The organism is Bifidobacterium animalis subsp. animalis ATCC 25527 (assembly GCF_000260715.1).
Classification (GTDB): Bacteria; Actinomycetota; Actinomycetes; order Actinomycetales; family Bifidobacteriaceae; genus Bifidobacterium; species Bifidobacterium animalis.
Genome location: NC_017834.1, coordinates 1127179 through 1143141, shown reverse-complemented (window position 1 = coordinate 1143141; position 15963 = coordinate 1127179). Strand labels below are relative to the sequence as shown.

The following is a 15963-nucleotide window of genomic DNA, read 5'->3' as shown; positions in this document are numbered from 1 at the left end:
TGCAAGGCATTGCACGTCACGTTTTCATATGGCGACAAATCGACGGAACGGGTGGGTAATGGAAACGAATGAACAGGGCACCAACGGAACGTTGCTGGTGATCGATGGCCATTCGCTGGCATTCCGTGCGTTCTACGCACTGCCAGCGGAGAATTTTTCGGCCAAAGACGGTCAGGCCACCAATGCAGTCTATGGCTTCTTCACGATGCTTTCGCAGGTCATTGCATCGCAGAAGCCCGATCTGCTCGGCGTGGCCTTCGACGTGAAGGGGGGCACCTTCCGCAACAAGATGCTCACCCAGTACAAAGGCACACGTGAAGCAGCCCCTGAAGAACTCATCTCGCAGATTCCGCTCATCCAGGATATGCTTGAGGCGTTCGGTGTGACCTATGTGACCAAGCAGGGATACGAGGGCGACGATGTGATTGCCACGCTGGCCACGATGGGGGAGCATGCGGATTACCGCACCTATGTGCTGTCCGGAGATCGTGATGCATTCCAGCTCATCGATGACGACATCACGGTACTGTACCCGGGCTATCATTTCAAGGAACTCAAGGCCATGACCCCGCAGGCCGTGGAGGACAAATACCATGTCACCCCGCGCCAATACCCCGATCTGGCAGCATTGCGCGGTGAGACCGCCGATAACATACCGGGTGTGCCGGGTGTGGGTGACGGCTTCGCCGCCAAGTGGATCAACCAATACGGTGGTTTGGACGGTGTGATCGAACATGCCGACGAGATCAAGGGCAAGAAAGGCGACGCGCTGCGTGAGAGCATTGAACAGGTCAGGCTCAACCGCAAGGTGAACGCCTTGGTGCGTGATCTGGACCTAGGTGTTGACATTGCCGACCTCACCTTCGGCAAAGTGGATCCCGCCAAGGCGGAGGAGCTGTTCAACCAACTCAACTTCGGCGCACGCATTCGAAGCAAACTGCTCAAAACCTTCAATGCGGGGGATCCCGGCCACCCGGTCGCGAAAAAGGCCTCTGCCGCGGAACGGTTCGAATTCGACGGGGAATTTGACGACGGGTCGTTCGACACCCCTGAATCGGTGAGGGTGCAGGAACCCGTGGTGGATGAAATCGGGGACGCCGCGTCACTCGAGGTGTGGGCCCAACAACACTGTCCCATCGCCTCGGGCAAGGGCATCTCGTCAACCACATTGGATGTGGTGGGCGAATACGACGCACAGAGCCAGCAATGCGTCGATGCCGTGGATGGTTCCTGGAGTCTGTTCGCATCGGGAAGCCCCAAGCCGGGCCGGTCTTCGATCTCGGGACTGGCGTTGATGGCCGACGGTCATGCGGTGGTGGTTGACCCGCATGACGAGCAGTACCATACGGCTCTGCAGCGTATTCTCGACACCTATGCTGCCACGCTGAGCGTCCACGGGTACAAGGAACATCTGCACATGCTTGGTGCTGTGAACCTGCGATTGCCGATGGTGCTGTTCGACACCAACCTCGCCGGATATCTCATAGACCCAGATTTCCAAGGAGGATCGCTGCAGGATTGTGCCGATCACTTCCTGCATCTGCACGCTGAGGAAGTGACGGAACCCGAACAGGGCACCCTCGATATCGAAATGGATGACGAACGCGCCGAACGTGACCGGAAGGTGGTGCGCAATGTCGCCATTGCGAGCCTGCTGGCCCGCACGTTGGCTCGGCCGCTTGAACAACGCTGCCAGTACAGCCTGTTGCGCGATATCGAATTGCCCACCTCGGTGGTGCTGTTCCATATGGAGCACACCGGAGCCAGCGTGGACCGTGCCCGTCTCGATGAATTGCTGGAGATGTTCACCGACGAATCCGACCGCATGGAACAGATCTGTTATGAGGCCGCAGGCCATGAGGTGAATCTGCAGAGTCCCAAGCAACTCGGTGTGGTGCTGTTCGAAGAGATGAAGCTCAATCCCACCAAGAAGACGAAAAGAGGCTCGTACTCCACCAATGCCAAGGCGCTCACCACCTTGTACGCGGCCTCCGAGGAGGGGAGCCGCCCCAACGAGTTCCTCGGAGCATTGCTGCGGCATCGTGAGGTGAACAAACTACGTCAGATCGTGCAGACGCTCATCGACGCCATCAATCCGCGCGATGGGCGTATTCACACGACGTTCACGCAGACGGTCGCCGCAACGGGACGTCTGAGTTCCGTGGACCCGAATCTGCAGAACATTCCGAACCGCAATGCTGCCGGCCGTGACATCCGCTCGGCCTTCGTACCCAGTGAGGGGTTCGCAGACCTGCTCAGCGCCGACTATTCGCAGGTGGAGCTGCGCATCATGGCGGATCTGTCGGGTGACGAGACGCTCATCAAGGCATTCAAGTCAGGGGCGGACTTCCACCGGTATGTGGCCAGTATGGTGTACGGCATCCCGGTCGACGAGGTGACGCCCGACCAACGCAGCCACGTGAAGGCGATGAGCTATGGGCTGGCCTACGGGTTGAGCACCTATGGGCTCTCGCAGCAGCTGGGCATCCCGTCGAAGGAGGCGGCTGCACTGCGATCGCGGTATTTCCAGACCTTCGGCAAAGTGCATGATTATCTGGAGTCGCTGGTATTCAATGCCCGCAATACCGGCTATACGCAGACGATGTTCGGCCGGCGGCGCTATTTCCCCGCCTTGACCTCGGCCAACCGGGTGGCACGCGATGCCGCAGAACGGGGTGCACTGAACGCCCCGATTCAGGGCACTGCCGCAGACATCATGAAGATCGCGATGATCCGCGCGGATCGCGCTTTGCGGGACGGCAACCTGAACAGCCGCATCGTGTTGCAGATCCACGATGAACTGGTGGTGGAGCTGGCGCCCGGCGAGGAGAAGCGTGTGACTGAGCTGGTGCGTGATGCGATGGAGCATGCGGTCAACATCGCCGTGCCGCTTGACGTGTCCACAGGCGTGGGGTTCGATTGGCAGCAGGCTGCCCACTAAGCAAGTTCAGGGCGGCGTGGAATAAGGAGTGAATATGACCACGGTATACGATGTGATGGGTGCGCTGGAAACGCTGTACCCATTGCGATATGCGGAGGATTGGGACCATCCCGGACTCATTGTGGGTGATCTGTGCAATACGGTGAACAACATCGTGTTCGCGGCTGATCCGACCATGGAAGTGGTCGAAGACGCCATCGCGAGTGGAGCCGACATGCTGGTGACGCACCATCCGCTGTTCTTCCGCGCCGTGCACGAGGTTTCAGGCCGCACATTCCGCGGGCGCATAGTCAACCTGCTTGCCAAGCACGACTGTGCGTTGTGGGTGGGACACACGAATGCCGATGCCGCCTACCGCGGTGTTGCGCAGGCAGCCGCTGACGCATTCGGGCTTGAGGATCAGGTGCCGATAGTGCCGATTGACGATCCGACCTCCTCCCATGCGGTGGGCATTGGCCGTTTCGGCAGACTTGGTACGCCGACGACATTGGAACGCTTCGCCTCCCTTGTGGCCCAGGTGCTGCCATTCACGAAATACGGCATACAGGTGGCCGGTCCACTCGATATGCCGATTCGCACGGTTGCAGTGCTTCCCGGTTCCGGTGATTCCATGTTCGCAAATGTGCATGCATTGCACGCAGATGTGTATGTGACCAGCGACCTGCGCCACCACCCTGCCACCGATGAGCTTCAGGAATCGTACTATGAGGCCGCCATGCGCAGGGAGGGGATTGGTTTGGGCGGGCCGTCCGATTGCCTCCACATGCGCCCCGCACTCATCAACACCCCGCACAGCGCCATAGAGAGCATGTGGTTCAACTATGCGCTCGAAGACGTTCCGCGGATGGTGCAGGAAGTTGCGGGAGACATTATCGACGTGCGTTGGAACACGACGAGCACCGACCCATGGGATCTGCCCCTTCCGGGCGTCTGCGGCCATCCCGGTCCATTGCCGGAAGCCGGTAGGTGACCCATGGGCTGCGACAGGGAGCGGAATGTGGAGTCTGAGATCATCGATGCCATGCTTGACCGTAGTTCAGATGGTGTGAACATGGACATCCCCGCGCGAGTACTGGACAGTGAGACCAAATACAGGGGTGCGATATTCCATGTCGACGATCGTAGAATCGCATTGACGCGGAACAACGGCGACCAGATTGTCATTCGCCGACAGGTGCTGGTGCACGCGCCCTGTGTGGTCATGCTCGTGCATGATTGCGTGCGCGACACCTACCTGATCGAACGCGAGTACCGCGCGGGGATCGGACGGTTCACCTACGGGCTCCCCGCCGGGCTGATCGACCATGACGAGGACCCGCATACCGCCGCGTTGCGTGAGCTACGCGAGGAGACGGGTGTGGTTGCGGACACCGACGGTGACGTGCATTTCGATATCGTCGGCGATTACTACTCCTCGGAGGGCATGACCGATGAGCTGGCGCATATCTTCGTGCTCCATCTGCATGCCTGGCATGCCACACACACTGAGTTCGACGGTGATGAGCATGTTGAGTCGGCGTGGGTCGGTTGGGACGATCTGTTGGCATTGCCGGTCACCGCGTCGAATTCGATCATCGCGATTCAGCATGAACAGATTCGCAGACTGCGTGAATAGTCGGCAAAGTAGTCGGGAAGCTAAATCACCCGTTGCCTACAAGATTGTGAGATACTGGAACACATGCAAGCACGACCAGGTTTAATGTATCCGCTCGGAGCGAGTTACGACGGCGCGGGGGTCAACTTCGCGCTGTTCTCCCAGGTAGCCGAACGCGTGGAGCTGTGTCTGTTCGACGATCAGGACAACGAGACGCGCGTGGAACTCACCGAACAGAACTCGTACGTATGGCACACCTACCTGCCCGGGATCCAACCGGGACAGCGCTACGGCTATCGCATCCACGGGCCGTACAACCCAGAGCAGGGGCAGTGGTGCAATCCGAACAAGCTGCTGCTCGACCCGTACGCCAAGGCGATCGAAGGCAATATCGACGGTGATGAGAGCCTATACTCGTATTGGTTCAACGACCCGAACAACCCCGGGAACATGAACGATCTCGATTCCGCGGCGCATATGATGAAGGCCGCCGTGATCAACCCGTTCTTCGATTGGGGCAATGACCAGCACCCGTACATCCCCTATTCGGATTGCGTGATCTACGAGGCCCATGTGCGTGGCATGACCAATCTGAACAAACAAGTGCCTCCGGAGATCCGCGGCACCTATGCGGGTCTCGCACATCCCAGCGTCATCGAATACCTGAAGAAGCTCGGCGTGAACGCCATAGAACTCATGCCGATCCACCAGTTCGTCAACGACCCGTTCCTGCAGGAGAAGGGCCTGAACAATTACTGGGGATACAACACCATTGGCTTCTTCGCACCGCACAACGCATATGCAAGCCAAGGCCAGCGCGGGGAGCAGGTGAACGAATTCCGCGCCATGGTCAAGGAGTTCCACCGCAACGGCATCGAGGTGATCCTCGACGTGGTGTACAACCACACTGCGGAGGGCAACCACATGGGGCCGACGCTCAGCTTCAAGGGCATTGACAATCAGGCGTATTACCGTTTGGTCGACAACGACCCGTTGCATTACTTCGACACCACCGGCACCGGCAACTCGCTGCTGATGCGCTCGCCTCACGCATTGCAGGTCATCACCGACTCATTGCGGTACTGGGTGGAGGAGATGCATGTCGACGGTTTCCGTTTCGACTTGGCTGCGACTCTCGCACGCCAGTTCCAGGAGGTCGACAAGCTCTCCGCGTTCTTCGACATCGTGCAGCAGGATCCGGTGATCTCACGGGTCAAACTCATCGCGGAACCTTGGGATCTGGGTTCCGGCGGGTATCAGGTGGGTGGATTCCCTCCGAACTGGTCGGAATGGAACGGTCACTTCCGCGACTGTGTGCGCGATTTCTGGCGCTCGCAGCCATCGACGTTGCCCGAGCTCGCCAGCCGTCTCATGGGCTCCTCCGACCTTTACCAGAAGAACGGCCGAAAGCCCGTCGCCTCGATCAACTTCGTCACGGCGCACGATGGTTTCACCATGAACGACCTCGTCAGCTATAACGAGAAGCACAACGAAGCCAACGAGGAGGGCAATCGGGACGGCGAGAACAACAACCGCTCCTGGAACTGCGGTGTGGAAGGTCCCACCACCATTCGCGACGTGAACGAATTGAGGCATCGCCAGATGCGCAACATGTTCGCCACGTTGCTGCTTTCGCAGGGCATACCCATGATCTGCGGCGGCGACGAGGTATGCCGCACGCAGTTGGGCAACAACAACGCGTACTGCCAGGACAACGAATTGTCATGGACCCATTGGGACCTCAAAGACTACCAGCAGGACATGCTGGACTTCGTCACGAAGCTCATCCATATACGGCTTGAGCATCCTGTGCTGCATCGCCGGCGTTTCTTCACGGGACGCAGCAGCGATATGCCGCAGGATGCAGTGCCTCAGGTGGAATGGTTCGAGCATAACGGCAAGATCATGGATGCCGAGGCCTGGTCGAATACGCATGCCTCGTCCATCATGGTGTTCCTCAACGGCGGGGGAATGCCGGAGACGGATTGGTACGGCAATCGTATGGTGGACAATGATTTCATTCTGATTTTCAATGCCCATTACGAGCCGATCATGTTCACGTTGCCCAGCGAGCAGTATGGTCGCAAATGGAGGCTCATCGTCGACACACACAATCCAAAGGGACCCGAGCTTAATTACGAGGCGGGATTCGCCATCACGGCCCAGTCGAGATCGTTCCTCATGCTCATGAGCGACCGTAAAGCGGATCATAACCAGCATTGAGATATGTTGCGTATGCGAATACCATTCGCATACGCAACACGCGTCGGTATAAGGGCATTATGACCGTTGGGTCGGTACACCCTTCGAATCGTTGCCCACAATGCTGGGATTCTCGTCGAGCACGGTCTGGAATTCCGTCTCCGCGGCGTCATCCAAAGCCTCATCCGCATCGAGCTCATCGAGCGAGACTGTCTGCCTGCGTAGCAACTGCTGCTGGATGCGGTCGGCCTCAATGGAGGCGATCTGCCGAGAGAAGACGATGAACCAGCCAAGGAACAGCATGGCTGCCAGCGCCTCCACATTCGTCAGCGTATTGTGACCTTTGAGCCACATGACACCCTCCACGGCGCAGACCACCAAGGCGAGATCGGAAATGACGAAGAACGATCTCGACAGCTGCGGTGCCAGCCAAGGCAGTCCGATGAGCATGACGAACATCACGCACGGCATGCCACGGGCGAACACATTATGCAGAATCGGATGAGGGGTATAGCGGAAGCAGCCGATGCCGATGAAGCACACGCCACACAGCACCAGCAGTATGGACAAGGTGATGATGCGCGCCCTGAACTTCGGCACATGGTATGAGAAATGCGGATTGCGCATGTGCACGGTGCCGTGAGGACCCTTCACTCGGTAGGTGGCGATGAGCTCGGAAACCGCGAAGTAACTGATGATGATGATGCAGGTGCCGCCCAGAATGAGCGTCGAGTTGAACATACGGGCAGCAAAAGTGGTACGGTCACCCAGCTGCGAGAAATTGTTGTTGAACCAATAGGGATCGTTGGTGGTGAAGCTTGCAGTGCAGACGCCCGAAATAATGAAGAAGGGCAGCAGAGACGCCAACGTCTTGGCATCCATCAATTCCGCCTGCACAAAGGTGAGGTAACCCGATACCCCAGCGAATGCCGCGCATATGGCCGGAATATAAGTGCTGAATACGTTTTTGCCCATAGCGCCGTTCATCACGTTGAACAGCATGTACGAGGTGAGGAAGAGCGTGAAGGCGTAGACGACGGAAAGGGCGAGCACCTCGAATATGCGACGCAGATGGAACATCCAAATGTCACGGAACGTGTTGTAGCTCCTGCGCCGCAGATATCCGGCGATGAACGAGGCCACACCGCAGGCCGCCACGATTCCGGCGCAGGCCATGAACCGGCGCTGTGAGATCTGCCAGAAGGCTGAAGCCGCCTGCATGTACCAATACATGCCGAATCCGCCTATGATGGCGCAAATCACGAATGAGATGAGGCCGGAGGCCTCTGCCCGTTGATGACGTCCCATATCACCTCGATCTTCCGACACCCCATTGTATGCACAATGTCAGACCCTGTGTTATAGTTATTTCCTGTGCTTGACGGGCTTCGACGACCCGAGAAGGTACATTCGGGCTGTGGCGCAGCTTGGTAGCGCGTCTGCTTTGGGAGCAGAATGTCGCAGGTTCAAATCCTGTCAGCCCGACTTAGAACTCCCGCAATTGCCGGGAGTTTTCCATATGTGCCCCTCTCAGGAGCATTCTCACACGGTATTTCACCGGTAACGATACGATATGAGTATGAGTGAACAGAACACAACCATATGGAAGGCACCTGTGGCGACCGCGCCTATCGACGCCACGGTGACCATTCCCGGATCCAAGTCGCTGTCGAACCGATTCCTCATTCTGGCGGCACTATCTCGCAAGCCAGTGCGCATCGAGGGTCTGCTGCGATCGCGTGACACTGAACTGATGATGGGGGCATTGAGGGCCTTGGGCGTGGCCTTCCAGGAAGACGAGAGCGAGCCCACCACCGTTACGGTGACGCCTCCCGCCGAAGGGTTCACTGGCAATACCGAGGTGTTTTGCGGCCTTGCGGGCACCGTGATGCGATTCGTGCCGCCGCTGACATTATTCGCCAAGGGACCGGTGCGTTTCGATGGTGACGAGCAGGCCTATGCACGCCCTATGGGCCCGGTGCTTGAGGGGATGCGGCAGCTGGGCGCTCGCATAGAGTTCGAAGGCGAGGAGGGCCATCTACCATTCACAGTGACGCCGCCTACACAACTGGGCAATCTCAAAGGCAAGCCACAGAAGGTGCGCATCGACTCATCGGCTTCCTCACAATTCATTTCGGGGCTCCTGCTCATTGGATCGCGGCTGCCTGATGGCTTGATTCTTGAGCATACCGGTGCGCAATTGCCAAGCATGCCCCATATCCGTATGACGATGGAAGACGTGGATGCAGCCGGAGGCCACATCGACATGCCACAACGGGGCAGATGGATTGTGGACCATGCCGAATTGCAGATGGCGGCTCATGCGGTGGTGGAGCCGGACCTGTCGAATGCAGCACCATTCCTGGGTGCGGCATTGATCGCATCCGGCTCGGTGCGTATTCCGAACTGGCCGGCACACACCACGCAGCCAGGTGGTTTCCTGCCGCATATTCTGCATCGGTTCGGTGCCACCATCACTTTGGGAGGCGAACCATTCAATGAAGTGAACGATTGCGAATGCTTCCCCGATGATTACAACGGTATTTTGGAAGTGAGCAGCGACGGTGTAATCGAAGGTCTGGGGGAGTGCGACCTTTCGGCAATCGGCGAAATAACGCCAAGCATTGCCGCCATAGCCGTATTCGCAAACGCGCCGAGTGTGCTGGTAGGCATCGGACACCTGAGAGGTCATGAGACGAATCGTCTGGAGGCGTTGGCCACCGAGATCAATCGTGTGGGATCCGACGCTCAGGAGGAGGCGGAGGGCATCTCCATAGCACCGGTTGCACGGGACCTGATGCACGGCGCAGTGATGGAGACCTATGCCGACCACCGTATGGCCACCTTCGCCGCAATGCTCGGTTTGGCGATTGATGGCATTGAAGTAAGGAATGTGGAGACCACGCGTAAGACGATTCCGGATTTCGTGGGCATGTGGAATGGCATGTTGCGCGGCAGGTGACAGTAGGCGCCCGGAAAAATGTGAGGGGCTGCAAGACGAACGGTCTTGCAGCCCCTCACATTCTCCTGTGGAGATCAGATCTTGTTGCCGTAGGTGTCTTCCCCGGCGGTGACGATCTCGTTGGCGCGCTGTGCGATGGCGAGCTCCTCATTGGTGGGGTAGACGACGACGGTGACAGTGGAATCCGGCGTGGAGATAATGCGCGGTTCCTTCGAACGGGTGTCGTTCTTGTCGTTGTCGAGCTTGACACCGAACGGTGCCAGTTTCTCGCACACCATGCGGCGAACGATCTCGTCGTTCTCGCCGACCCCGGCGGTGAAGGTGAGCACATCGAGGCCGCCGAGCTGTGCGGTGTAGGCGCCGATGTAGCTGACGATGCGGTGTACGTAGATGTCGAGGGCGAGCTTGGCGTTCTCGTCGCCTTCCGCAACGAGGCGGTGCACTTCGCGCATGTCGCCGAAGCCGGTCATGCCCATCATGCCGGACTTCTTGTTGAACAGGTCGTCGAGCTCATCGACATCCATATCGGCATTGCGCATCAGGTGGAATACGGCGGCTGGATCGATGTCGCCGGTTCGGGAGCCCATGACGAGGCCTTCGAGCGGGGTGAGGCCCATGGAGGTCTCGATGGGGCGGCTGCCGAGTTCTGCGGAGGCGGAGGCGCCGTTGCCAATGTGCAGTACGATCTGCTTGAGGCCCTTGGCGGCCTCGGCGTCGATGCCGAGGAACGCTGGGATTTGGGAGGAGACGAACCAGTGCGAGGTGCCGTGTGCGCCGTAACGCTTGATCTTGTACTTGTCGGCGACTTCCTTGTTCAACGCATAGGTGCTCGATGCCTTCGGCAGCTGCTGGAAGAAGGAGGAGTCGAAGACGTAGACCTGGGGAATCTCGGGGAGCAGCTCGCGCATGACTCGCGCACCCTTGGCCTCCGGGCCGTTGTGCAGCGGAGCGAGCACAGCTAGCTCCTCGACCTTGGCAGTGGTGTCGGGGGTCACCAAGGCAGGGTTCGGGAAGGTGTCGCCACCCTGGACGACTCGGTGTCCAACGGCGATGATGCCGGCCTCCTCAAGGCTCGGGCCGTATTCCTCGAAGAACCCGAGCACGCGCTTGAGGCCCTGCTCATGGTTTTCGACCTTCTCGTCGAGCTCGTGCTTTTCGCCGTTGTATTCGTACTTGTAGTGGCCGTCGATCGGTTCGCCGATCTTCTCGACGATACCCGATGCGATTCCTTCGCCGGACTCGAGATCTACCAGCTGGTACTTGATCGAGCTGGAACCCGAATTGATAACAAGGACGGTTTTCGCCATTGTGGCATCCTCCATTGGTGATTGCTCTGCCGCTACGCGGCTTTCCAACACACAAGATTACTCAACGTTTGCTACAAAACGGTGAATGGGCGCCCTCCCGTTCTACATTTCGAAAGAGCACCCATCCACGTCATGAATTCGCGAGACGGTGTGGACTATTCGTTGCTTTGCGCTTCAATGGCGGTCAAGGCGATGGTATTGATGATGTCCTGCACCAAGGCGCCTCGGCTCAGGTCGTTGACAGGCCGGTTGAGCCCCTGAAGCACCGGTCCGATCGCCACGGCGCCGGAGGTGCGCTGCACTGCCTTGTAGCAGATGTTCCCCGCATCGAGGTCCGGGAACACGAACACGGTGACATTGCCGGCGATCGGGTTGCCGAAGGCCTTGACCTTGGCAACCGTCTTCGACCAGGCGGCGTCGAACTGGATGGGCCCGACGATGGGTAGGTCCGGTCGTTTGTTCTGGGCGATCGAAGTGGCCTCGACCACCAGATCGACATCCGGTCCCTTACCGGAACCCAAGGTGGAATAGGAGAGCAAACCGATTTTAGGATCGATGGAGAATGCCTTGGCGGTCTCGGCTGACTGGATGGCGATGTCGGCCAGCTGCTGCGGATTGGGATCGAGGTTGATGGCGCAATCAGCAAATACCGACACGTGGTCCTTGAGACACATGAGGAAGGCACCCGATACGGAGGAGACACCGGGTTTCGTCTTGATGAGCTGGAGCGCGGGGCGCACGGTGTTGGCGGTGGAGCTGATGGCACCTGAGACCAGACCATCGGCCATGCCGAGCACGATGAGCATGGTGCCGAAGTAGTTCGTGTCTCTGAGCGTTTTCAAAGCCACGTCGGGGGTCATGCCCTTCTTGGCGCGCAATTCACACAGTTTGGGCACCATGGTGTCGAGCAGATGCCTGTCGTCGATGGAAACGAACTTCGCCTGGTCAAGCGCCTTGAGGCCGAGTTTTTCACCCCGGGCAAGAATCTCGTCGCGGTCGCCGATGATGACGAGATCGACCACATTCGACTGCAGCAGGTAGTTCGCGGCGGTGATGATGCGGTCATCCTCTCCTTCTGGCAGCACAATCGTCTTCTTGTCTTTCTTCGCACGTGCGAGCAGATCGTACTGGAACGCGAATGGTGTGGTCGGCGGTACGAAAGGTGTGTCAAGCACGTTGAGGAGTGATTCCTTGTCGACATGCTCGTCGAAGGCCTCGAGTGCGGCCTTGACATTCGTGTCATCGGAACCGAGTTCCACGAGGGGAAGCGGCCAGGTCGGCAGGTCGTAGCTCACGAATTCGTCGGTGAGGGTGGGCAGCGCCGAATTCGTGCAGTCGGTGATGAACACGCCAATCACTTGGGTGCCTGCGTTGATGACCACCTCGCGGCATGCGTCTATCGTCTCGCGAATCTCTTCCGCCGTGCGCCCCATCGAGCTCACTGAGAGCAGCACCGGAGACTGCAGGTCGGCGGAGACGTCCGCATTGAAGGTGAACCGTTCGGGATCGCCCACATTGGTGCGGTCTGATCCGACGATCACTCGGATCTGCGGATTGATCTCGGCATTCGTGTCGATGAATTTGGAGACGATCTGCTGGCGGGCGTTGTCTTTGTCGAGACGTGCGTCACGCAGTGTGACGCCAACGGCCTGTTCGCGGGTCTGCGGCGCGCTCGCCACCGAGAGGAGGGCATCGGTGAGCTTTTCGCCTGCCTGCACCGCCGGCCGGAATATGCTGGTCTTCGCGGTGTGGGCGAGCATATCCACCACACCCAATGCCACCACGTTCCGGCCGTCTCCAGGTTCGGGACTGATGATGCTCACGTTTTTGAGGCTCACGATGACTCCTTTGAAATCGATAATCTGCCTGACGTGCGACTGCGTTGTGCACGCAGACCATTGTAACTGGAATGGGGGCGTGGCAGACCGGTTATTTTGCAAATGCCGCGAGAATGTGATGCAGGTCACATTCTGTATGGATATGGGATATTCGACGTTGTGTGATGGATAGCAAATGGATAGCAAAAGGCCCGGGTGCTGGCACCCGGGCCTTTCATCGGCTAAGCGATGAGACTATGCTCACTCGTTGTCGCCAGCGGTCGCCGCGGTCGCGGAGAGCATCTGCGTCTCGTCGACCTTGACGTCCGGGTACACCCAGTCGGTGAACTCCGGGATGTCGTAGCCGTTGTCGACGGCGAACTGGAACGCGGTCTTGCGGAACGCGTTGAGCTCGTCGATCTTGTCGGCATACTTGTCGGCGTCGATCAGCTCGAGAGCCTGAGCTTCGAGCGCGTAGCGATCCATGTCGTTGACGCGGACCATGTCGAACGGCGTGGTCGTGGAGCCCTGCTCCTTGTAGCCGACAACGTTGAAGTTGTCGTGGTTCGGGCGGTCGTAGATAAGACCACGAACGTCCTGGGCATAGGAGTGGTAGGCGAACAGAACCGGTTTGTCGGCGGTGAAGAGCTCGGTGAAGTCTTCGTTCGACATGGCCTCGTCGTTGTTCTCCGGGGACTGCAGCTTCAGGAGGTCAACAACGTTGACGACCTTGAACTTGATGCCATCCTTGTTCAGGGCATCGGAAGCGGCCATGATCTCCTGGGTCGGGACATCGCCTGCGGCGGCGAGGACAATCTGGACCTCGTCGTTGCTCTTGGCGTTGGAAGCCCACTTCCACTCGGCGGCGCCGGCCTCGAGCTCGGCACGAGCCTCGTCGAGGGTAATCCAGGTCGGAGCCGGCTGCTTGCCGGAGAAGATCGCGTTGATCTTGTTGGTGGACTTGAAGCACTTCTCGGCGATCGCGAGCAGCATGTTGGCGTCGGTCGCGAAGTAGATGTTCGTCACGTGGTCGTTGTTGAACGTCTTGTTGATCAGGACGGAGGTGACACCCGGGTCCTGATGCGAGAAGCCGTTGTGGTCCTGACGCCACACGTGCGAGGAGACGAGGAGGTTGACCGAGGAGATCGGCTTGCGCCACGGGATCTCGCGGACGGTCGCCTCGAGCCACTTCGCATGCTGGTTGAGCATCGAGTCGATCACGTGGGCGAAGGACTCATAGGTGCTCCACATGCCGTGGCGGCCCGTGAGCAGGTAGGCCTCGAGGAAGCCTTCGCACTGATGCTCGGAGAGCTGCTCGACAACCTGGCCGGTGACAGCCATGTTCTCGTCGACGAGAGCCGAGAGATAGCCGTTGTCCCACTGCTTCTTGGTGACCTCGTAGGTCGCGTTCAGACGGTTGGATGCGGTCTCATCAGGTCCGAAGATGCGGAACGAATCCGGGTTGTTCTTGATGATGTCGCGGCAGTACGCGCCGAGGGAGCGCGGAGCCTCGACCTGGCCCCAGCCATGGCCGTATTCCTTGACGCCGGTGATCTCGTACTGATCGAGCTCAGGGAGCTTCAGATCCTCGCGGATGCGGCCACCGTTGGCGTTCGGGTTGGCGCCGATGCGCAGTTCGCCCTTAGGCATGAATGCGGTGACGTCGTCCTTGATGGAGCCGTCGGCGTTGAAGAGCTCCTCCGGCTTGTAGGATTCCATCCAGCCCTTGAGGACTTCGAAGTGGGCCTCGGTGTCGCGGGCGGAAGCCAGCGGGACCTGGTGTGCACGCCAGGAGCCTTCGGTCTTCTTGCCGTCGATGAACTTCGGGCAGGTCCAGCCCTTCGGGGTGCGGAAGATGAGCATCGGGTAGAACGGACGGGTCATGTCGTCGGTCTGAGCCGCAGCCTTGATATCGCAGATCTCGTCGAAGATGGTCTCGAAGAGCTCGGCGAAGCGACGGTGGATCGACAGGTGATCCTCGTTGTCGAAGCCGGCGACGAACTCGTACGGGTGGTAACCCATACCGCGGAAGAAGTCGTGCAGCTCCTCGTCGGAGATGCGGGCGAGGAGCGTCGGGTTGGCGATCTTGTAGCCGTTGAGGTGCAGGATCGGCAGCACGATGCCGTCGGTGCGCGGGTTGACGAGCTTGTTGGACTGCCAGCCGGTGGCCAGAGGGCCGGTCTCGGCTTCGCCGTCACCGATGATGCACGGGACGAAGAGGCTCGGGTTGTTCATGATCGCGCCGTAGGCGTGCGACAGGGCGTAGCCCAGCTCGCCGCCTTCGTGGATGGAGCCTGGCGTCTCCGGAGCGAAGTGGGAAGGAATGCCACCCGGGTAGGAGAACTGGCGGAAGAACTTCTGCAGGCCAGCCTCGTCCTTGGTGATGTTCGGGTAGTACTCGGTGTAGGTGCCGTCGATGTAGGACTGAGCGGTACCTGCAGGGCCGCCGTGGCCAGGACCCATGATGAACACGGTGTTCTGCTGGTGATCGGCGATCAGGCGGTTGATATGGGCGAGAAGGAAGTTCAGGCCCGGGGTGGTGCCCCAGTGGCCGACCAGACGGTGCTTCACGTCATCGCGGGTGAAGGGCTCCTTCATCAGCGGGTTGCTACGCAGGTAGATCTGGCCGATGGACATGTAGTTGGCGACGCGCCAGTACTTGTCCATGCCTTCGATGGCCTCTTCGGAAACCGGACGGTCCAGCTTCTGCCATGGGGTACCAATAACAGGATTAGTCATGTGTGCTCCTGTACTCCTGCACATAAATGTGCGATTTGTTTATTCCATTGGACACGGGCTTCGGTGCTGTCCTGCAGGCCGGTTTCCGTGTCCGATCGCTGATTATGTTACGCGAATACGCTGACCTTTTTGCAGTTTTTGAAACAGTGTGGGCGAATCTGTGCGCATAATTTGCGAATTTGGGCGATTGCTCGAGCGATTTGTGAAAATGGAAAATCAGTGAATAAAGGCGAGAAACGTTGAGATTCCAACGAATGCAAGCATTTTCGCCGTCGTTGTCGCGTGCGGTTTGTGAGGATATTACGCGGCGTGTTGAAAACAAGCGAACAATCTGGAAAATCCTTGTGATCGCAGTGCTTGAGCGCTTGAGGCGACACCGATGCGACCCGTGGCATGTGCGA

Annotated in this window: 9 protein-coding genes and 1 tRNA gene; 6 read left to right on the top strand and 4 right to left on the bottom strand. The window is 58.9% G+C overall.

Annotation, left to right across the window (positions count from 1 at the left end; all coding sequences use genetic code 11):
• Positions 1-58 precede the first annotated feature (58 nt).
• The 4 genes from polA (at position 59) to glgX (ending at position 6758) form a co-directional block, all read left to right on the top strand.
• Positions 59-2941 (top strand): DNA polymerase I, encoded by a 2883-nt coding sequence (polA, locus tag BANAN_RS04865; protein WP_014697810.1) that lies wholly within the window; start codon positions 59-61, stop codon positions 2939-2941.
• A 34-nt stretch (positions 2942-2975) separates the two neighbouring features.
• Positions 2976-3911: a Nif3-like dinuclear metal center hexameric protein gene (locus BANAN_RS04860; protein ID WP_014697809.1), complete on the top strand. Its 936-nt coding sequence runs from the start codon at positions 2976-2978 to the stop codon at positions 3909-3911.
• A 3-nt stretch (positions 3912-3914) separates the two neighbouring features.
• On the top strand, positions 3915-4556 hold the full coding sequence (locus BANAN_RS04855; protein WP_041777010.1) for an NUDIX hydrolase: 642 nt from the start codon (positions 3915-3917) through the stop codon (positions 4554-4556).
• Between the two features lie 84 nt (positions 4557-4640).
• On the top strand, positions 4641-6758 hold the full coding sequence (gene glgX / locus BANAN_RS04850; RefSeq protein WP_014697807.1) for a glycogen debranching protein GlgX: 2118 nt from the start codon (positions 4641-4643) through the stop codon (positions 6756-6758).
• A 57-nt stretch (positions 6759-6815) separates the two neighbouring features.
• Here glgX and BANAN_RS04845 read toward each other — a convergent pair whose 3' ends face one another.
• Positions 6816-8045, bottom strand: a complete 1230-nt coding sequence (locus tag BANAN_RS04845) for a hypothetical protein (RefSeq protein ID WP_014697806.1) — start codon at positions 8043-8045, stop codon at positions 6816-6818.
• Between the two features lie 103 nt (positions 8046-8148).
• On the opposite strand from BANAN_RS04845, the gene BANAN_RS04840 reads away from it, so the two are divergent.
• Both BANAN_RS04840 and aroA read left to right on the top strand, forming a co-directional pair.
• Positions 8149-8222 (top strand) — tRNA-Pro (locus BANAN_RS04840).
• 94 nt (positions 8223-8316) lie between these two features.
• A complete protein-coding gene (gene aroA / locus BANAN_RS04835) occupies positions 8317-9699 on the top strand; it encodes a 3-phosphoshikimate 1-carboxyvinyltransferase (protein ID WP_180753599.1) in 1383 nt (460 codons plus the stop codon).
• A 74-nt stretch (positions 9700-9773) separates the two neighbouring features.
• Here the strand turns inward: aroA and BANAN_RS04830 are convergent, their stop codons facing one another.
• The 3 genes from BANAN_RS04830 to BANAN_RS04820 form a co-directional block, all read right to left on the bottom strand.
• Entirely contained in the window at positions 9774-11006 is a 1233-nt protein-coding gene (locus tag BANAN_RS04830) for an acetate/propionate family kinase (RefSeq protein ID WP_014697804.1), read from the bottom strand.
• 155 nt (positions 11007-11161) lie between these two features.
• Positions 11162-12844: a phosphate acetyltransferase gene (pta, locus tag BANAN_RS04825; RefSeq protein WP_014697803.1), complete on the bottom strand. Its 1683-nt coding sequence runs from the start codon at positions 12842-12844 to the stop codon at positions 11162-11164.
• Between the two features lie 240 nt (positions 12845-13084).
• The gene (locus BANAN_RS04820) at positions 13085-15562 is read right to left on the bottom strand and encodes a phosphoketolase (RefSeq protein ID WP_014697802.1); all 2478 of its coding nucleotides are present in this window, start codon (positions 15560-15562) and stop codon (positions 13085-13087) included.
• Between the last annotated feature and the right edge of the window lie 401 nt (positions 15563-15963).